This is a genomic window from Microterricola viridarii, assembly GCF_900104895.1.
Classification (GTDB): domain Bacteria; phylum Actinomycetota; class Actinomycetes; order Actinomycetales; family Microbacteriaceae; genus Microterricola; species Microterricola viridarii.
On the sequence record NZ_LT629742.1, the window covers coordinates 1,647,427 to 1,665,885 of the forward strand.

Annotated in this window: 19 protein-coding genes; 13 read left to right on the forward strand and 6 right to left on the reverse strand. The window is 70.7% G+C overall.

Annotated elements, in window-relative coordinates; all coding sequences use genetic code 11:
• Positions 1–116 precede the first annotated feature (116 nt).
• On the forward strand, positions 117–1,334 hold the full coding sequence (locus BLT62_RS07480; protein WP_083363491.1) for an HNH endonuclease signature motif containing protein: 1,218 nt from the start codon (positions 117–119) through the stop codon (positions 1,332–1,334).
• Here the strand turns inward: BLT62_RS07480 and BLT62_RS07485 are convergent.
• A complete protein-coding gene (locus BLT62_RS07485; RefSeq protein WP_156786274.1) occupies positions 1,331–1,888 on the reverse strand; it encodes a hypothetical protein in 558 nt (185 codons plus the stop codon). The genes BLT62_RS07480 and BLT62_RS07485 overlap by 4 nt on opposite strands.
• 447 nt (positions 1,889–2,335) lie before the next feature.
• Here BLT62_RS07485 and BLT62_RS07490 point away from each other — a divergent pair, with 447 nt between their 5' ends.
• Complete coding sequence (locus BLT62_RS07490; RefSeq protein ID WP_231919390.1) at positions 2,336–3,088, forward strand: rolling circle replication-associated protein; 753 nt, start codon at positions 2,336–2,338, stop codon at positions 3,086–3,088.
• A gap of 165 nt (positions 3,089–3,253) precedes the next feature.
• Here BLT62_RS07490 and BLT62_RS07495 read toward each other — a convergent pair whose 3' ends face one another.
• Complete coding sequence (locus tag BLT62_RS07495; RefSeq protein ID WP_083363494.1) at positions 3,254–4,654, reverse strand: recombinase family protein; 1,401 nt, start codon at positions 4,652–4,654, stop codon at positions 3,254–3,256.
• 31 nt (positions 4,655–4,685) lie between these two features.
• Between BLT62_RS07495 and BLT62_RS07500 the strand changes: the two genes are divergently transcribed.
• A complete protein-coding gene (locus BLT62_RS07500; RefSeq protein ID WP_083363495.1) occupies positions 4,686–4,898 on the forward strand; it encodes a hypothetical protein in 213 nt (70 codons plus the stop codon).
• 172 nt (positions 4,899–5,070) lie between these two features.
• On the opposite strand, the gene BLT62_RS07505 is transcribed toward BLT62_RS07500, so the two are convergent.
• The gene (locus BLT62_RS07505) at positions 5,071–6,006 is read right to left on the reverse strand and encodes an HhH-GPD family protein (protein ID WP_083363496.1); all 936 of its coding nucleotides are present in this window, start codon (positions 6,004–6,006) and stop codon (positions 5,071–5,073) included.
• Positions 6,007–6,059: 53 nt separating this feature from the next.
• On the opposite strand from BLT62_RS07505, the gene BLT62_RS07510 reads away from it, so the two are divergent.
• Entirely contained in the window at positions 6,060–6,674 is a 615-nt protein-coding gene (locus BLT62_RS07510; RefSeq protein ID WP_083363497.1) for a nucleoside/nucleotide kinase family protein, read from the forward strand.
• A 372-nt stretch (positions 6,675–7,046) separates the two neighbouring features.
• On the opposite strand, the gene BLT62_RS07515 is transcribed toward BLT62_RS07510, so the two are convergent.
• Positions 7,047–8,057 (reverse strand): ketopantoate reductase family protein, encoded by a 1,011-nt coding sequence (locus BLT62_RS07515; RefSeq protein ID WP_083363498.1) that lies wholly within the window; start codon positions 8,055–8,057, stop codon positions 7,047–7,049.
• Positions 8,058–8,154: 97 nt separating this feature from the next.
• Here BLT62_RS07515 and truB point away from each other — a divergent pair, with 97 nt between their 5' ends.
• The 4 genes from truB to BLT62_RS07535 are packed head-to-tail and all read left to right on the forward strand — an operon-like array spanning position 8,155 to position 10,946.
• Positions 8,155–9,156, forward strand: a complete 1,002-nt coding sequence (gene truB, locus BLT62_RS07520; RefSeq protein ID WP_083363499.1) for a tRNA pseudouridine(55) synthase TruB — start codon at positions 8,155–8,157, stop codon at positions 9,154–9,156.
• On the forward strand, positions 9,153–9,521 hold the full coding sequence (locus tag BLT62_RS07525) for a hypothetical protein (protein WP_083363500.1): 369 nt from the start codon (positions 9,153–9,155) through the stop codon (positions 9,519–9,521). The genes truB and BLT62_RS07525 overlap by 4 nt, the downstream gene beginning before the upstream one ends.
• A 40-nt stretch (positions 9,522–9,561) precedes the next feature.
• The gene (locus BLT62_RS07530; RefSeq protein ID WP_083363501.1) at positions 9,562–10,014 is read left to right on the forward strand and encodes a hypothetical protein; all 453 of its coding nucleotides are present in this window, start codon (positions 9,562–9,564) and stop codon (positions 10,012–10,014) included.
• The gene (locus BLT62_RS07535; protein ID WP_083365366.1) at positions 10,014–10,946 is read left to right on the forward strand and encodes a bifunctional riboflavin kinase/FAD synthetase; all 933 of its coding nucleotides are present in this window, start codon (positions 10,014–10,016) and stop codon (positions 10,944–10,946) included. The genes BLT62_RS07530 and BLT62_RS07535 overlap by 1 nt, the downstream gene beginning before the upstream one ends.
• A gap of 82 nt (positions 10,947–11,028) precedes the next feature.
• Here BLT62_RS07535 and BLT62_RS07540 read toward each other — a convergent pair whose 3' ends face one another.
• The gene (locus BLT62_RS07540) at positions 11,029–11,694 is read right to left on the reverse strand and encodes a hypothetical protein (RefSeq protein ID WP_083363502.1); all 666 of its coding nucleotides are present in this window, start codon (positions 11,692–11,694) and stop codon (positions 11,029–11,031) included.
• A 23-nt stretch (positions 11,695–11,717) separates the two neighbouring features.
• On the opposite strand from BLT62_RS07540, the gene BLT62_RS07545 reads away from it, so the two are divergent.
• Complete coding sequence (locus BLT62_RS07545) at positions 11,718–12,935, forward strand: MFS transporter (RefSeq protein WP_083363503.1); 1,218 nt, start codon at positions 11,718–11,720, stop codon at positions 12,933–12,935.
• Between the two features lie 40 nt (positions 12,936–12,975).
• Here BLT62_RS07545 and BLT62_RS07550 read toward each other — a convergent pair whose 3' ends face one another.
• Positions 12,976–13,935, reverse strand: coding sequence for an ROK family protein (locus BLT62_RS07550; RefSeq protein ID WP_083363504.1), 960 nt, complete (start codon positions 13,933–13,935; stop codon positions 12,976–12,978).
• Between the two features lie 120 nt (positions 13,936–14,055).
• Between BLT62_RS07550 and BLT62_RS07555 the strand changes: the two genes are divergently transcribed.
• The 4 genes from BLT62_RS07555 (at position 14,056) to BLT62_RS07570 (ending at position 18,455) form a co-directional block, all read left to right on the forward strand.
• A complete protein-coding gene (locus BLT62_RS07555; protein WP_083363505.1) occupies positions 14,056–15,000 on the forward strand; it encodes a sugar-binding transcriptional regulator in 945 nt (314 codons plus the stop codon).
• A 73-nt stretch (positions 15,001–15,073) separates the two neighbouring features.
• Positions 15,074–16,060 (forward strand): deoxyribose-phosphate aldolase, encoded by a 987-nt coding sequence (gene deoC / locus BLT62_RS07560; protein WP_407662187.1) that lies wholly within the window; start codon positions 15,074–15,076, stop codon positions 16,058–16,060.
• 11 nt (positions 16,061–16,071) lie between these two features.
• Positions 16,072–17,598, forward strand: a complete 1,527-nt coding sequence (locus BLT62_RS07565; protein ID WP_083363507.1) for an aldehyde dehydrogenase family protein — start codon at positions 16,072–16,074, stop codon at positions 17,596–17,598.
• Positions 17,595–18,455 carry an aldehyde dehydrogenase family protein gene (locus BLT62_RS07570; RefSeq protein ID WP_083363508.1) on the forward strand — a complete coding sequence of 287 codons (861 nt, stop codon included), beginning with the start codon at positions 17,595–17,597 and terminating at the stop codon, positions 18,453–18,455. Before BLT62_RS07565 ends, BLT62_RS07570 begins: the two co-directional genes overlap by 4 nt.
• Positions 18,456–18,459 lie beyond the last annotated feature (4 nt).

Below are 18,459 nucleotides of genomic sequence, written 5' to 3' on the forward strand. Positions count from 1 at the left end.
GCCCGGCCACGGCATCCCTTTCCGACGCTACCGTGCCCCACCGACACTGCGCGGAAAGTTATCCACATCAGGCATTTTTCTCGGGAATTGCTTGCATTCCGCCGTAGAATAGGAGCATGGAAAACGCGGCGGGGCAGCTGGCAGAGGCACAGTCCCTCCTCGCCGCCGCACTCGCCGGATCCGATGAGCGGATGCTGCGCGACGACGCCCTGCTCGAGCTCACCGCGACGGCCGAGGCCGTCGGCCGGCTCGTCGACGCGCTCCGCATCCGGGCGGCCGGGGAGGTCGCGTTCCGCTCCCGCCGCGAGCTCGGCGAGGACCGGCTGTCGGCGAAGAAGGGCTGCCGCAACGGGGTCGAGCTCCTCGCCCGGACCACGCTCGCGTCCGAGCGCACGATCACGCAGCGGATGCGGCTCGGGGCGGCGACCCGCGCCCGGGTCGCGCTCACCGGCGACACGATGCCGGCCCGCTTCGAGCAGGTCGCCGACGCCCTTCGTGCCGGTTCGCTCGGCTACGACAGCGCGGCCGCCATCATCGACACCCTGGACCCGATCCGGGCCCGGGTCGGCGACCTCAACGTGGAACACGCCGAGACCGCCCTCGTCGCCGCGGCCACCGGGCCCACCCTCGAGTCCCCACTGCCGTTCGCGGCCGACGAGGTGCGCGGGCAGGCCCGCGTCTGGGAGAGCGTCCTGGACGAGGACGGCACCGAACCGATTGAGGAGCGGGCGATGGCCGCGCGCGGCATCAGCGGCGGCCTGACCCGGGACGGGTTGGTGCACCGCAGGATGGCGCTGCTGCCGGAGGTCGACGCCAAGTTCGAGTCCCTGCTGAACGCCTATCTGAGCCCGCGCTCGAAGCCCACCTTCAACGACGCCGACCCGGACCAGCCGAAGGACCCGCGGGCGACCGCGCAGGCCCGGCACGATGTGTTCGCGAGCCTGATCGACGGGGCCGCCCGCAGCGCCGCCGCCCCGACCATGGGCGGGGCCGCCCCGACCGTGCTGGTCTCCGTGCGGCAGGCCGACCTCGCCGCCGGCAGCGGCGCCGGCTTCATCGAGGGCTGCGAGGCCCCGATCTCCCTGCGGGCGGTCGAGCAGTTCGTGTGTGCCGGCGGGCAGCAGCACGTCCTGATCGACGGCGACGGGCGCCTGGTCAGCCTGAGCAGCACCGATCGGGTGTTCAACGCCGCCCAGCGGCGGGCGATCAGCCTGCGCGACGGCGGCTGCATCATCCCCGGCTGCTCCATCCCGGCCGCCTGGTCCGAGATCCACCACGTCATCGCGTACCGGGACGGCGGCGAGACCGAGACCTGCAACGGGGCAAATTCTTAATACGTCCCTTGTGCAGGCATCTCGTCCGCGGGCTTCCGATGAGGCAACGGTGGGTCAATCGATTCGAAACCTCGCAACTGATTCGAGAACCACTTGCGTTTGACCTTTCCTTGCTTCCACCGATCAAGGAAGGTGATTGCCAGGTTCATGTTTTCTTCCGCCCACTTGAGCTTCTCGCGATAGTTGTCCAAGTCGTTGACGCCTTCGCTGAATCCTTCGACCGTACCGACCACAATCCGCATCGCCCATTCCCCGACGGCCCGGTCGCGATGAGGAAGGGCCCAGGTGAAACGCCATCCCATGTCGTAGACCTCCCACCGGCTGAACTTCGGGCGCTGTTCATCGATCGATAGTCGCTGCGCGACGTAAGCACAGAAGGACATGAACTTCTCAAACGCGGCCTCGACACGCTGAGCTTCACGGGCTCGCCGCTCTGCCCGTTGCTGTAGCCAGAAAAGCGTGATTGTGCCTGCTAGCGCCACCAGCCCGCCCGCCACTACTGGCGCGACAGATTTCACAAACTGCGCGGCGGCTTCCGGATCAATCCAGCTCATGCGTCCCCCTCAGAGTCAACCCGAAGGTTATCGTAGGGCGGCTCGGCCGCCGCTTTACTTGAATCTGCAACGTAACTCGGGAACGAGCCACAGCGGTCAGATGGCAAGGTTTCGCCAGCCGAAGGCTGGCGAAACCGCGGCAGCTTGGAAGACGCTGTGAACGAATGACAATGTTGTCATTCTTCCGGTATGAATGACAGACACGTAAGGGTGCAGCGCTAGAGGCGATGCATAAGTGAATTGTCGATAGGTGTGAGGGACCTCTGTGAGGTTGAGCGGCGCTAGAAGGCCAGTGCCCCCGCTCGAATAGAAACGACTAGAGGCCAGACCCGGTTGAAATCCGGGAGCTGAAGTGCGCGTCGTTCCTAATGATCTCGACGGCACTTCGGTGTTCCTGTCGGCATCGAGCACTGGTCCCTTATGTCTCCTCACGCTTCAGCGTCGTCCTTGCAGTCCCTCGTGCGCCCGGATGCGGGCTGGCAGTTCAGCCTCTACCCGGATGCCGGGGAAGGAGGCGGCTCGTTCCAGTACTCAGTGCGCCGGGTGCCCGAGTATGTCGCGTCAGGCTCCGCCGCCGATCCGGAGCGGGCCGCTGCCGAGGCGGGCCGTCGCGCCCGGGCCAAGCTCCGCCGCTACTGCGCCGCCAACAGACTGAACCGGCTCGGCACACTCACCTACGCGGGCGCGGGCAACCATGACCCGGCAGCGCTCCGCGAGCACCTGGCGGGCTTCTTCCGTGCGCTGCGGGAGAGCCTGGGCGGGGCGGCGTTGCCGTATGTGTGGGTCCCAGAGTGGCACAAGTCCGGGCACGGCCTGCACGCGCACTTCGCCGTGGGTCGATACATCAAACGGTCCCTGATCCTGGATGCTTGGCCGCACGGCTTCGTTCACATCAAGCTGCTCGGGGATCTCCCGGTCGGCTCCGGCGACCTCTCACAGGCCCGGCGTGCCGCAGGCTACCTGTCCAAGTACGTCGCGAAGACGTTCGCTGACCCGACCGTGCGCGATCTCGGCCTGCACCGCTATGACGTTGCGCAGGGTTTCCAGCCTGCTGTGTTGCGCTTGTCGGCATCCTCGTCGGACGCGGTCATCGGGGCAGCGTCGGAGTTGATGAGCGGTGCGCCGGTGACGCGGTGGTCGTCGGCGGAGAATGCCGACTGGCAGGGCGCTCCGGCGATCTGGGCGCAGTGGGGGCGCTGATGGCCCTCGATGCGGATGCGGTGCGGGCGTGGGTGGAGCGCACCTGCATTGAGCAAGGTGTGCCGGTGTTCGTCGCCGATGCCGCCATCGTGGTGCGGGTGGGACACCTGTTGGGGTCCGGGGCCCCGGGCGCGGTCCCGGAGGGGCGAGCCGGGGGCGCGGGCCTCACAGGGTCCAGACTGGCTCGATCCGGTTCGGGTCGAACTTCCCACCCTTCTTCACCGCCGGGGTGATCACGGCGTGATCGAGCACGGCGGCGACGATTGCGGCCTGCCGCTGCAGGTTCATCCCCTCCCACCGGGTGCGCAGCTCCTGCCCGTGGCCGACGATGCCCTCCAGCGCTGTGCTCCCAGTGATCTGGGAGAGCTGGCGGTCGATGGTCTTGATCCGATGCTCCAGCGGTTCCCGGGCGGCCTTCCACTCCGGGCGGGAGATATCCCCGTCCGCCCACATGCTGGCCAGTTCGGCCATCTTCGCCTGGGCGCAGGTCAGCTGCTCCAGGAGCTCGCTGTGCCGGGCGTCGTCGGCCCGCCGCCCGGTGAGGGTGTCGCCCATCTGCGGCGTGTCCAGCCGGTAGAGCACGGCGGCGGCGATCCACTCCTCCACCGGCGGGGCGGTGACGGTGATGCCGCCGCAGCCGCCGTGGTCCGGCCCGGACAAACACACGTAGCGGCGCTCGAGCTGGCGGGCGGAGGAGAACAGTCTCCCGCCGCACTTGCCGCAGCGCAGCATCCCGCTGAGCAGGTAGCTGCGCGGGGTCCGCCGCCCGGTCGCCACCTTGGCAGCGAACACGTTGAGCAGTTGCTGCCGCTCCTCGAGCGTGATGATGCCGTCCCAGATGGCCGGCCCGACGACCTCGCCGAGGTGGGAGCGCAGACCGGCGATCCGCGGCGAAAGCAGAATCGCCCGCAGCGTGGGTGTGCGCCACTCCGCCCCGGTGCTGGTCGGGACGCCCTGGGTATCCATCCACACTGCCACGGACCGCACCGATTCCCCCGCGAGCACCCGTCGCATGGCCTGCCGGATCAGCTCGGCCTCGACCGGGTTCACGGTGAGCTTGTCCGGCTCGTAACCGAAGGGCCGGTTCGCGCCTCCGCCGGGCTTGCCCGCCTCGGCGTTCTGCCGGGCCTTCCGACGCAACCTCTCCGACTTCCGGGCGGACTCTTTCGCGGCGAACGCTGCGAAGATGCGCGCCATGAACATGCCATCATCGGTTCCAAGGTCCACGTCCGCCGTCACCGTGGCGAGCTGCCGCACACCTGCCCGTTCGCAGATCTCGGCGAACTGTTCCAGCTCGACCGGGCGGCGAGTGAGCCGGTCGAGGTTGTAGACGACCACGCCATCGCGCCGCCCCTGCTCGATGTCGGCCACCATCCGCTGATAACTTGGCCGCGTCTTGCCGGAGTAAGCGGACACGTCGTTGTCGACGTACTCCTCGGCCACGCCCCAGCCGCGCTCGGCGGCGAGCTTGCGGCAGTCCTCAAGCTGGCGGGCCACGCCCAGAGCCTGTCCACTCGGGTCAGACGATATGCGGGCATAGATGGCGACGGAGCGCAGTTGATCCATACGGGCATATTAGCGATACGCGTGGAACGGGGTGCTGCTGTGCTGGTTCCACCACCGCACGATCGAGACGAGCGGCTGGCGGATCCTGATGATCGACGGCGTCCCGCACGTGAAACCGCCGCCCTGGCTGCGGAACGGACGCACCGACGCGGAGACGCCGTGGCGAAGATCGACGAGGTCCCGCACCCAGCTGGCCGACCTGCTCGAGCGCCAGCGGGAGCGCCAGCCCGTCCTCGTCGAGTAGAAGCCGCGGCCGGAACGAAACCCCTCCAACCTGATCGGGCACACGCTCAGGGCTTCGGTCGCTGGCGCTCCCTCCAGCCAGCGTGCGGAGGCGCGCCGACCGCCGATGCCTCCTTCCAGCCAACGCGGCGTGAGGCGACTACTCGGCAAAGCCGGCGACGTCGCTCGTCGCGCTAGGCGTGCGGCAGCGTGTACCCGCCCTCGGCGGATGCCACGGCCAGACCGTCGGCGAGCAGCCCGGCCAGCGCTCGGGAGCGCTGCGCGGCATCCGGCCAGACGCTGTCGATCTCGGCATCCGTCACCGGCTTGTGGGCTGCCCGTAGCTCCTTCATGATGAGCCCGCGCACCTGGCGGTCGGAGCCCTCGTACTTCTTCTGCACCGCCTTCAGCGGGCCGAGGTAGGCGGGGGAGCCGGCGGCCAGCCAGGCGCAGCGAGCGCTCAGGGGGCACTGCCCGCAGCGCGGGTTCCTGGCGACGCAGACAAGCGCGCCGAGCTCCATCATCCCGGCGTTGAAATCGTGGGCGGCGCTCTCGCCCGCGGGCAGCAGCTCCTCCATCGCGGCGAGGTCGCGGCCGCGGCTGGGCGGCGCGGGCTCGGCCTGCCCCTGCACGGCCCGGGCGATCACCCGGCGGGTGTTGGTGTCGACGACCGGATGCCGCAGGCCATACGCGAAGGCGGCGACGGCTCGCGCGGTGTAGTCGCCGACTCCCTTGAGCGCGAGGAGGGCGTCGACGTCGCTCGGCACGACGCCGCCGTGCCGCTCGGTGATCTGCACGGCGGCCTCGTGCAGCCAGAGCGCCCGGCGCGGGTAGCCGAGGCTCGACCACGCGCGCAGCGCCTCGGCCGGGGGAGACGCGGCGAGGTCGGCCGGCGTCGGCCAGCGCTCCAGCCAGGCCTCGAGGTGCGGGATGACGCGGGCCACCGGTGTCTGCTGCAGCATGAACTCGCTGACCAGCGTGCCCCAGGCGCTGAAACCGGGCTCCCGCCAGGGCAGGGCGCGGCCGTTCTCGTGGAACCAGTTGACAATCTCGGTGGCGAGGCCGGTCTCAGGCGTCTCGCCCGCGTCGGGGCGCTCGGCGTTGTGGGGTGGAATGGTGCGCGTGCTCATCAGCTCCAGCGTAGGCGGCCCGGGCAGGGGCGAGCGCGGCGTAGGCTCAGCTCATGGAACTCGTTCTGACCCCGCGTGTGCGTTTTCTGCGAGCCCTCGGCGACGAGATCATGCACAACTACGGCCACGGCCGCACGATCGTCGCGATCGACGGCGCGCTGCAGAGCGGCAAGACGGCCTTCGGCGACGACCTGGCCGCAGTGCTCACCGAGCGCGGCCACCCGGTGTTTCGAGCCAGCCTGGAGTGGTTCCACCGCTCCCGCGAGGAGCAGGCGAAGTTCGGCGACGACACGGCGGAGCGCTACTACAACTACGGCTTCGACTACTCGCTGCTGCGCCGGGTGCTCGTCGAGCCGTTTCGGATGGGCGGCAGTACCGGGTTCGTGACGAAGGCGTTCGACCCCAAGCGCGGCATCCAGGTGCAGCCGAAGTGGCTGACCGGGCCGATCGACGCGACGCTGATCATCGACGGCCGCTTCATCAACCGACCGGAACTGCGCGGTCTCTGGAACTACAGCATCTTCCTCGACAGCGAGCCGCTGGCGGGGCCGGAGGGCGAGGCAGACCGGATCTACTTCGGCGAGGCGCACCCGCGCACGCAGGCCACCGCCATCGTCGACAACCACGACCCTGCCCACCCGCGCCGCGTCTTCGCCGACAGCTGCTGAGCCGCGCCGCCGGCCTGCTGAGTCCGCACGTCGCGAGAGTGCAGCATTCGCGCAGGGAGAGCCGTTTGGCGAACGAATACTGCACTCTCGCGGCGTTGGCTTCGGTCGCTGGCGCTCCCTCGAGCCAACGTGAGGATGCGCGGGGGCGGTGTTGGCTTCGGTCGCTGGCGCTCCCTCGAGCCAACGTGGGGATGCGCGACGGCGCTGCTGGCTTCGGTCGCTGGCGCTCCCTCGAGCCAACGTGGGGTGCACGTCGGCTGGAGGGCGCAGCGCCGCGACGAAGGAGCAGCGCAGCGCCCGAAGCCCCGGAGCCAACCAGCAACGAATGCCGCGGCATCCAGCGGGCCCCGGCGGCCGAGGCGACGCGCAGGTTCAGGCCGCGGCGGCGAGGCGGGCGAGGGCGAGCTCGGGGGAGAGGAACTCGCCCGTGCGCTCCACCTCGTGCACGAGGGCGGTGATGGCGGCGTTCGTGGGCGTGGGGATGCCGACCGCGGCACCCTCCCGCACGACGGCGCCGTTCAGGAAGTCGATCTCGCTCGGCTGGCCCCGGCGCAGGCTCTGCTGGGTCGAGCCGAGGTTCGGCACCGAGCCCATCCGCCACTTCATCGACAGCGGCAGGATCTGGCCGAGCGCAAGCGGCATCCGCACGAAGAGGCGCAGCCGGGCGTCGCTCAAGCCCTGCAGCGCGCCGAAGTGCACATCGTGGGCGACGGCCACCCGAACGGCCTCGCGCATGCTGCGGGTCATCGCCAGGCGCAGGCGCCGGTGCCCGACGACCTCCTGCACGGTCAGGCCGGTGATGGCGGGCAGGCCGTTCAGCATGTTGACGATGAGCTTGGTCCACTGCGCGCCGATGAAGTTGTCCTGCGCGATGACCGGCACGGCGCCGGAGAGCACGGCCTGCCAGTGCTTGGTCGCGGCATCCGCCGGCCCGGAGCCACGCCCCAGATAGCTGGGCGCGGCCGTCGTGATGCGCACCTCGCCGGGTGTCGTGTAGTTCGCGGCGATGATGGCGAGCAGTCCGAAGCAGTCGGATTCCGGCAGCAGCCGCTCCGCGGTCGCCACCCCGTCGAGGCCGTTCTGCACGACGATGACGGGCACACCATCCAGCCCTCCGGGCACGCCCATGTTCTGGGCGAGGGCCGCCTCGGCATCCTGCGCCTTGGTGCAGAGCAGCAGCAGCTCGGGCCGCGCCGTCAACACCTCGGCCGCCGCGACCAGCGCCGTGCTCTCGCCGAAGCCGCCGCTCAACCGGATTCCGTGCTCGCGGATGGCCGCCAGCTGGGCGCCGCGCGCGGTCACCTCGACCTCGTGCCCCGCCCGGCTGAGCAGCGCGGCAAAGGTTCCGCCCAGGGCTCCCGCCCCGATGACCGCAATTCTCATGTTTCGAGCGTAGGCCCTGACCGGGGGCCGGGGCGGCGGGGGGAGCGCAGAGGAGCGGGCGGAGGGCGGGGCCGCGCGCCGATGTTAGCCTTGCACTGTGAGCAGCAGCGGCATTCTTCTTGTTGACAAGCCGCAGGGCTGGACCAGTCATGACGCGGTCGCCAGGACCAGGCGCCTGGCCGGCACCCGCAAGGTCGGCCACGCCGGCACCCTCGACCCGATGGCGACGGGCCTCCTCGTGCTCGGCATCGAGAGCTCCACGCGCCTGCTCACCTATGTGGTCGGGCTCGACAAGGAGTACTACGCGACCATCCGGCTCGGCGCGGCCAGCACCACGGATGACGCGGAGGGCGAGCTGATCGGCGAGGTTCCCGCCGCGGGCGCCACCGCCATCGACCCCGCCGGCATCACCGCCGGCATCGCCGCGCTCACCGGCGACATCGAGCAGGTGCCGAGCTCGGTCAGCGCGATCAAGGTCGACGGCAAGCGGGCGTACGCCCTGGTTCGCTCCGGCGAGGAGGTCGTGCTGAAGTCCCGCGCGGTCACCGTCTCGGCCTTCGAACTGCTCGGCAGCACCGCCGTCGACGGCTATCTCGACCTCGAGGTGCGCGTGGAGTGCTCCTCCGGCACCTACATCCGGGCCCTGGCCCGCGACCTCGGCGCCGCGCTCGGCGTCGGCGGCCACCTGACCGCGCTCCGCCGCACCCGCATCGGCCCGTTCCAGGTGGCGGATGCCGGTGAGCTCGACTCCCTCGACGTCGCCAGCTCGCTGATCCCGCCGGCTGCCGCCGCCGCCCTGCTGTTCCCGGTCGTCAACCTGGACGCGCAGCAGGCCATCGACCTCGGCCACGGCAAGCGGATCGCGCTGGACGACGCGCAGCGCGCGGACACCGCGCCGGGCCTCCGCGCCGCAATCGCCCCGGACGGCCGCCTCGTCGGCCTGCTGGAGCTGCGCGGCAGCAACGGCAAGTCCGTCGTCAACTTCCCGAGCGATGCCCCGGCATCCGCACCCACGAACGCGGCACCCACCAACGCCGCACCGACCGGCCCCGCACAGTCCAGCCCCGCACCGACCAGCCCCGAGGAGTCACCAGCGTGATCGAGTGGTTCACCTACCTGCAGATCGCTGTGGCCGTGGCGGCCGGGCTGCTCGCGATTGTGCGCGGACTCGCCGGGCGCACCCCGAGTGACCTCGTGCTCGGCGCCCTCGGCATCGTCGAGCTGCTCCTGATCGTCCAAGTGGTCATCGCGATCGTCGCCCCGCTCACCGGAAACGACCCGAGCGGCAGCCTGCTGGAGTTCTGGGTGTACCTGATCTCGGCCGCGCTGCTGCCGATCGCCGCCGGTTTCTGGGCGCTGATCGAGCGCAGCAAGTGGAGCACCGTGATCCTCGGCGTCGCCGCGCTCGCGGTGGCCGTCATGCTCTACCGGATGCTGCAGATCTGGACGGTGCAGGGTGTCTGAGCTCGTGGTTTCTGGGCGCCCGACACTGCTGCGATAATCGATGACTGTGACTGTTCAGCCTTCGCCCCGCCCCCGAGCCGCCCGCTCGAGCGGCATCGGCCGACTCCTCATCGCCGTGTACGCGGTGCTCGCCCTCGGCGCGGCCGGCCGCTCGGCCGTGCAGATCATCGAGCGCTTCGACACCGCCCCGCTCGCCTTCACCCTCTCGGCCATCGCCGCGCTCGTCTACTTCGTGGCGACCGTCGCCCTGATCGCCCCCGGCAAAGCGTGGAGCCGCGTCGCGTGGGCCGCGATCGGCTTCGAGGCGGTCGGCGTCCTCATCGTCGGCGCGCTCAGCGTGGCCATGCCCCAGCTGTTCCCTGAGGCGACCGTGTGGTCGTTCTTCGGCATGGGCTACCTGTTCATCCCGCTGGTGCTGCCCTGGCTCGGCCTCTGGTGGCTCGCCACGGTGCGCCGCTCGGAGCGTGTCGCCGCGGCAGCCGAGGCCGCATGATGCAGATCTTCTCCGGGATCGCCGAGGTGCCGTCCGGTTGGCGCCGCTCCGCCGTGAGCATCGGCAAGTTCGACGGCGTGCACGCCGGGCACCGCGCGCTCATCGACGCGATGCTCAAACGAGCGGATGCCGACGCACTCGCCTCCGTCGCCGTCACCTTCGACCGCAACCCCCTCGAGTACCTCGCTCCAGAGAAATGCCCGAAGTCGCTCGTCAGCACCCGGCAGAAGCTCGACCTGCTGGCCGAGACCGGGGTGGACGCCACCGTCGTGCTCGCCTTCGACGAGACGCTGGCCAATCAGCCCCCGGAGGACTTCGTCCGCCTGATCCTGGTGGACGCCCTGCACGCGGCGCACGTGCTGATCGGCCGCGACTTCCGCTTCGGCGCCAAGGGCGCCGGCGACGCCGAGCTGCTCCGCGCGCTCGGCGCAGAGCTCGACTTCACCGTCGAGGTCATCGACGATGTGCACCCGGACGGCGATCGGCGCATCTCCTCCACCTGGATCCGTGAACTTCTCGCCGACGGGGACGTCGCCGGAGCCGGCCGCCTGCTCGGGCACATCCCGACCGTGCGCGGCGAGGTCGTGCACGGCGCCAAGCGCGGCCGCGAGCTCGGCTTCCCGACGGCGAACCTCACCCCGGACTCCGAGGGACTCGTGCCCGCCGACGGCGTCTACGCCGGCTGGCTCGTCGACGAGGACGGCGTGCGCTACCCGGCCGCCATCTCGGTCGGCAACAACCCGACGTTCGAGGGTGTGCCGCAGAAGCAGGTCGAGGCCTACGTCATCGACGAGGAGCTGGACCTCTACGGCCACGAGGTCCAGGTCGAGTTCGCCGAGCGGATCCGTGGCATGGTGGCGTTCACCGGCATCGAGCCGCTGATCCGGCAGATGGCCGACGACGTCGTGCAGGCGAAGGCCCTGCTGGCCTGAGCGCCCCTGGCCTGAGTGCCCCGGGGCCTGAGCGCCTCGTGGCCCGAATGCCTGCCGGCCTGACAGTCTCTGGCCCGCGTCCTCAGCTGCCCGGGACGTGCGTTCCGCGCCCGAACAGGAAGCGCAGGATCGTCTCGGCGTCGGAGTCGATGCTCTCCCCGCGCCCGACGCTCCAGTCCGCGTCGACCGCGTGCAGGCGCCGCCCGCGCACCGCGGCCCGCGCGGCGTAGGGCGCACGCTGCGCCTGGTAGAGGGCGACGGCGCCGCTGCTGAGCGGGGCCAGCCCGGTGGGCTCCCCGGCCACGCTCGCGATGTCGAGGGCCGCGCAGACAGCGGCGGCCAGCTCGCCGATGCGCACGGGCGGTTGCCCGGTCCGGGCGGCCAGTGCGCGCAGCTCGGCGCTCGGGCCGGCCGGCGTCGCCGCCGCGCCCGCCCGGATCGTGCGCTCGAGCGCGGCGGTCGGCCGCAGCGGATGCCGCGGCAGCTCTCGCCGGAGCGCCGCCCGCCGCTCGGCTGCCGGCGTCCGCAGCCGCCAGAGCAGCACGGCGCTCGCCTCGGCCGGGCTCGCGGCCTGGCCCAGCTGCCCGGCGGGCTCGCCCGCGGCCCATCGCTCGGCCGGCATCTTCTCGATCAGGGCGACGATGCGGTACAGCACGAGCGCCAGGGCAGGGCCCCAGTCGCCGCTGACCGCGGAATCATCGCCGCGCTCGCCCTGGCTCAGGGGGAGGTGTTTGGCCAGCTCGCTCATGTCAGCCAGCCTAGACTTCACAGGTGACCGAACAAACCGCCCGCCCGCTCTGGGCTGGGCGTACCCTCGCGCTGCTCGGCATCCTGATCGTCGCACTCAACCTGCGCACCGCCGTCGCCGCACTGTCGCCGATCGCCGACCACATTGCCGCCGACATCCCGCTCTCGCCGACCGCGCTCGGCGTGCTCGGCATGCTGCCGCCCGTCTGCTTCGCGCTGTTCGGCATCTTCACTCCGGTGTTCACGCGCCGCATCGGCCTCGAACCGACGCTCATCATCGCCCTCGTGGCCATCGTGCTCGGCCACAGCGTGCGCGGGCTGTCGGTGTCTCTGCCGATGCTGCTCCTCGGCAGCGCCATCACCTTCGCCGGCCTCGGCGTCGGCAACGTGCTGCTGCCTCCGCTGGTCAAGAAGTACTTCCCCGACCGCATCGGGCTGATGACCACGCTGTACGCGACGGCGCTCTCGGTGAGCACGTTCCTGCCGCCGCTGCTGGCGGTCCCCGTCGCGGATGCCGACGGCTGGCAGTTCTCGCTCGGCATGTGGGCCGTGTTCGCCACGATCGCGCTGGTGCCCTGGCTGATCCTCGCGATCGGGCACCGCCCGGACAAGTCCGCGCTCCCGGAGGAGGCGAAGCCACAACTGCTGGTCAAGGCGTGGCGCTCCAGCGTCGGCTGGTCGCTCATGGTCGTCTTCGCGGTGTCCTCGCTCAATGCCTACGCGATGTTCGCCTGGCTGCCCGGCCTCTTGATCGACTCCGCCGGGCTGACCCCCGGTGAGGCCGGCGCGATGCTCTCGCTCTACGCGGCCATGGGCCTGCCCGCCTCGCTGGTGATCCCGCTGCTCGCCGCTCGGCTGCGCCACGTCGGCATCCTGGTCTACGTCGGGGTCGCCTTCTTCCTCGTCGGCTACCTCGGGCTGCTGCTCGTGCCCGCCCAGCTCACCTGGCTGTGGGTCGGCCTGGCCGGTTGCGGGCCGCTGATCTTCCCGCTCTCCCTCGCCCTGATCAACCTGCGCACCCGCACCCACGAGGGCGCGGTCGCGCTCAGCGGCTTCGTGCAGGGCGGCGGCTACACGATCGGCGCGTTCGGGCCGCTGCTGGTTGGCCTGCTGCACGAGGTCACTGGCGGTTGGACCGTGCCGCTGCTCGTGCTGATGGGATCCGCCGTGGTGTGCGCACTCGCCGGCTCCATCGTGGCGCGGCCGCACATGCTCGAGGACGGGCACGCGCAGCGCGGCTAGCCGGCCATGTTGGCGCGGCTAGTCGACCGTGTCGGCGCGGCTAGTCGACCATCTCCGCGCGGTGGATCAGGGCGGCAGCGCCGATCAGCGGGCCCTCGCCGGAGAGCGCGGAGGGCACCACCTGCACCCGGGTGACGTAGCCGAACGTGGCGCGCTCGGCGACCGCGGCGCGGGCGTGCTCGAACAGGAGCGGGCTCACGTGCGAGAAGCCGCCGCCGATGGCGACGATGTCGAGGTCGACGAGGCTGGCGGCCGAGGCGATCGCGCGCCCGATGGCGCGTCCGGAGCGCGCCACGGCGCGGAGGGCGATCGGGTCGCCCGCGGCCACGGCCGCCGCGAGCTCCTCGCCCGTGCCGCCGACCCAGCCCTCCGCATTTGCCCAGGCGACGGTGCGCGGGCCAGAGGCGACGGCCTCGAGGCAGCCGCTGCCGCCGCACGGGCAGGCATCCTCGTGCCCGCCGATCTCGACGTGGCCGATGTGGCCCGCGTTTCCGGTTGGGCCCGGCACCGTGCGGCCGCCGAGGATGAGGCCGCCGCCGACGCCGGTGGAGACGATCATGCCCATGACGTTGTCGTGGCCGGATGCCGCGCCCACCCAGTGCTCGGCGAGCGTGATGCACAGGCCGTCCAGGCGCAGGGTGACGGGCACGCCGGGCACGACGGGGTGCACTGTGTCGGCGACGAGGGCGCTGAGCGGGTAGTCGTCCCAGACCGGCATGTTGAGCGGGGAGACGCGGGAGTCGACGAGGTTCACCGGCCCGGCCGCGCCGATGCCGACACCGGCGATGCGCTCGGGGGAGACGGCGGTATCCGGCCCGATCAGCGCGAGCACGCCGCCGAGGGCGCTGCGCACGCTCGCGGCGAGTTCCTCCGCGCTGCGCTCCGGCCCGGTCGGCGCACGGTGGCGGCTGCCGGCGAGCACGGCGCCGTTCTCATCGACGAGGGCGGCTTCGACTTTGGTGCCGCCGATGTCGACGGCGATGGCGAACGATGCAGACATGGCTTCGAGCATAGAGTGCGCGCGGGCGGCCACCCGTCTGCTCATATGAGCAGAAAGCGCAACGAGTGTTGATATGTGGGGCTGCGCGCGCTTACGCTGGATGAGGAAGGAAGGCGGACCATGGTCGAACACGACGAGCTGTTGTCGATCCGCGCTGCGGAGCTCTACTACGAAGAGAACAAGACGCAGGACGAGATCGGATCAATACTGCGCCTGACGCGCTGGAAGGTCGGGCGGCTGCTCGCCCAGGCGAAGGCCAACGGCTTCATCCGGATCGAGATCGTGCACCCGCGCGCCCGCCGGCTCCCGATCGAGCGCCGGCTCCGCGAGAAGCTCGGGCTGACCGACGCGATCGTGGTCTCCTCCGCCGGTGTGAGCGGCGACGACGAGCTGCAGTCGCGCACCGCCCAGGCCGCCGCCGACTACCTCACCTCCCTGCGCCCCATCCCGCGCACCCTCGGCCTCAGCTGGGGCCGCACCCTGCATGACGTCTCCATACACCTCAAGCAGGGCTGGGCGCCCGGCGTCAACGTCGTGCAGATCAACGGCGGCGTCAGCCTGAACAAGCGGGCGGGCACGGCGGCGACAACGGCCGTCACCATCGCCAGCAAGGCCGGCGGCCAGGCCACGCTGCTGCCGAGCCCGGCCATCCTGGAGCGCATCGAGACCAAGCGCGCCATCGAGGCCGACCGCTCGGTCGCCGCCGTGCTCGAGATGGCGGCAACGGCCAGCGCCTACCTGTTCAGCGCCGGTGCGGCCGACCAGAACTCGGTGCACGTCGACAGCGGATACATCACCGCCGACAACGTCACGGAGCTGGTGCGGAAGGGCGCCGTCGGCGACGTCATCGGCCGCTACATCGACAGCAACGGCAACATCGTCGACCCGGCCCTCGACGACCGCACCGTCGGGCTCCGGCTCGACGACCTGCGCCGCTCCGCCCTCTCCATCGCCGTCATCGCCGGACCCAGCAAGCACGCCGTCGCCGGCGCGGTCGTCAGCAGCGGGCTCTGCACCGTGCTGGTGACCGACGAGGACACCGCCAACGCCCTGCTCGGCGACTGACCCCCCCCAACTCAACAACCGCACATCATTACCGCCCAAACAGTGAGGACACCTCGTGACAGGCACCCAACTCATTCCCACCGAGCGAGCGCTTGCGCTCATCGGCGGGGAGCCCAGCGACGCCAACCTGCGCCGCTACTTGCACGGCATCCCCGGCGTCGACGCGGTCGGCCTGGAGCAGCGTGCAGCCGCCCTCGGCACCCGCTCGGTCAAGACCACGTCCAAGGCGTGGGCGCTCGACACCATCATCAAGCTGATCGACCTCACCACCCTCGAGGGTGCTGACACCCCCGGCAAGGTGCGCTCGCTGGTCGCCAAGGCGCTGACCCCGGATGCCGGCGACCCCAGCTGCCCGCGGGTGGCCGCCGTCTGCGTCTACGGCGACATGGTCCCGTACGCGGTCGCGGCCCTCGGCGCCGCCCACGGCGACCCGGACAAGGGCGGCGTCAGCGTCGCCGCCGTCGCCACCGCGTTCCCGAGTGGCCGGGCGTCCCGCTCGATCAAGCTCGAGGACACGGCCGACGCCGTGCGGGCGGGCGCGGACGAGATCGACATGGTCATCGACCGTGGCGCGTTCCTCTCCGGCCGCTACGGCCTCGTCTACGACGAGATCGTCGCCGTCAAGGAGGCGTGCAAGCGCCCGGACGGCAGCTATGCCCACCTCAAGGTGATCCTGGAGACCGGCGAGCTGAACACCTACGACAACGTGCGCCGGGCATCCTGGCTGGCGATCCTCGCGGGGGCGGACTTCATCAAGACCTCCACCGGCAAGGTCGCCCCGGCGGCGACCCTGCCGGTCACGCTGCTGATGCTCGAGGTCGTGCGTGACTGGTACCGCCTCACGGGCGAGAAGATCGGCGTCAAGCCGGCCGGCGGCATCCGCTCGTCCAAGGACGCCATCAAGTACGTGGTGACCGTGGCCGAGACCGTCGGTGAGGAGTGGCTGACGCCGCACCTGTTCCGCTTCGGCGCCTCCAGCCTGCTGAACGACGTGCTCTTGCAGCGACAGAAGATGGCGAGCGGTCACTACTCCGGCGCCGACTACGTGACGATCGACTAAGGACCAGACACATGAGTTTTCTCGAATACGCACCAGCCCCTGAGTCGCAGTCGATACTGCACCTGAAGAGCGATTACGGCCTGTTCATCGACGGCGAGTTCGTCGAGGGCCAGGGAACGCCGTTCCAGACCATCTCCCCGGCGACGGAGAAGCACATCGCGAACATCGCCCACGCCTCAGAGGCCGACGTCGACCGCGCCGTCGCCGCAGCCCGCCGGGCCTACGACACCACCTGGTCGCGGATGTCCGGCAGCGACAGGGGCAAGTACCTGTTCCGCATCGCCCGGCTCGTGCAGGAGCGGGCCCGCGAGCTCGCCGTCGCCGAGACCCTCGACAACGGCAAGCCGATCAAGGAGAGCCGCGACGTCGACGTGCCCCTCGTCGCCGCCTGGTTCTTCTACTACGCCGGCTGGGCAGACAAGCTCGACCACGCCGGCCTCGGCGCCAACCCCGCCTCGCTCGGCGTCGCCGCCCAGGTGATCCCGTGGAACTTCCCGCTGCTGATGCTGGCGTGGAAGATCGCCCCGGCGCTCGCCGCCGGCAACACCGTCGTCATCAAGCCGGCCGAGACCACCTCGCTCTCCGCGATGATCTTCGCCGAGATCCTGCAGCAGGCTGACCTGCCCGCCGGCGTCGTCAACATCGTCACCGGCGCGGGCGAGACCGGCTCGGCGCTCGTCAACCACGGCGACGTCAACAAGGTGGCCTTCACCGGCTCCACCGCGGTCGGCCGCATGATCGCCCGCTCGACCGCCGGAACGGACAAGCGCCTCACCCTCGAGCTCGGCGGCAAGGCGGCGAACATCGTCTTCGACGACGCCCCCATCGACCAGGCCATCGAGGGCATCGTCAACGGCATCTTCTTCAACCAGGGCCACGTCTGCTGCGCAGGCAGCCGGCTCCTCGTGCAGGAGAACATCCACGACGAGGTCATCGACCGGCTGAAGGCCCGCCTCTCCACGCTCCGCCTCGGCGACCCGCTCGACAAGAACACCGACATCGGGGCCATCAACAGCCGCGAGCAGCTGGAGCGCATCCGTGAGCTCAGCGACATCGGCGAGCAGGAGGGTGCAGAGCGCTGGACGGCGGACTGCGCCATCCCCGAGAACGGCTTCTGGTTCGCGCCGACCATCTTCACCAACGTGTCCACCAGCAACCGCATCGCCCGCGACGAGGTCTTCGGCCCCGTGCTCTCCGTGCTCACGTTCCGCACGCCGGCCGAGGCCATCGCCAAGGCCAACAACACGCCGTACGGCCTCTCCGCCGGCATCTGGACCGACAAGGGCAGCCGCATCCTGGCCGTGGCCGACAAGCTGCGCGCCGGTGTGATCTGGGCGAACACCTTCAACCGCTTCGACCCGGCCAGCCCGTTCGGCGGCTACAAGGAGTCCGGCTACGGCCGCGAGGGCGGCCGCCACGGCCTCGCCGCGTACCTGAAGCCGGCCTCCAGCACCGCGGCGCCGGCCAAGGCCGTCACCGCAGCATCAACCAGTGCCATTACCCCGAAGGCCAAGACCGCAAAGAAGGCCAGCAAATGACCCGCCTCGCCGTTCCCAAGACCTACAAGCTCTACATCGGCGGCAAGTTCCCGCGCAGCGAGTCCGGGCGCACCTACGAGGTGCTCTCGAACAGCGGCGAGTTCCTCGCCAACGCCGCCATGGCCAGCCGCAAGGATGCCAGGGACGCCGTGGTCGCGGCCCGCTCCGCCGTCTCCGGCTGGTCCGGGGCGACCGGCTACAACCGCGGCCAGGTGCTCTACCGCATTGCCGAGCTGCTCGAGGGCCGTCGCGCCCAGTTCGTCGCGGAGATCCGCGACGTCGAGGGCGTCAGCGCCGCGGCGGCCTCCGCGCAGGTCGACGAGGCCATCGACCGCTGGGTCTGGTACGCCGGCTGGGCCGACAAGTACGTGCAGGTGGCGGGCAACGCCAACGCGGTCTCCGGCCCGTACTTCAACATCTCGGTGCCGGAGCCGACCGGCGTCGTGGCCATCGTCGCCCCGCAGGGCTCCTCGCTGCTCGGCCTGGTCTCGGCCGTCGCGCCGGCGCTCGTCGCCGGCAACACGGTCGTCGTCATCGCCAGCGAGAAGCTGCCGCTGGCCGCGATCAGCCTGAGCGAGGTGCTGGCCACCAGCGACGTGCCCGGCGGCGTCGTGAACATCCTCACCGGCTCGCCGGCCGAGATCACGCCGTGGCTGGCCAGCCACGCCGACGTGAACGCCATCGACCTGGTCGGTGCGGGCTCGCTCGACTGGATCTCGATGCAGGTCGCCGCGGCCGACACCCTCAAGCGGGTCTTCACCCCGGAGAACGGGCCGGATGCCGCCGCGCCCACGCTCGGCCGCATCACCGGATTCACCGAGACGAAGACGGTCTGGCACACCAAGGGCCTGATCTAGTCCC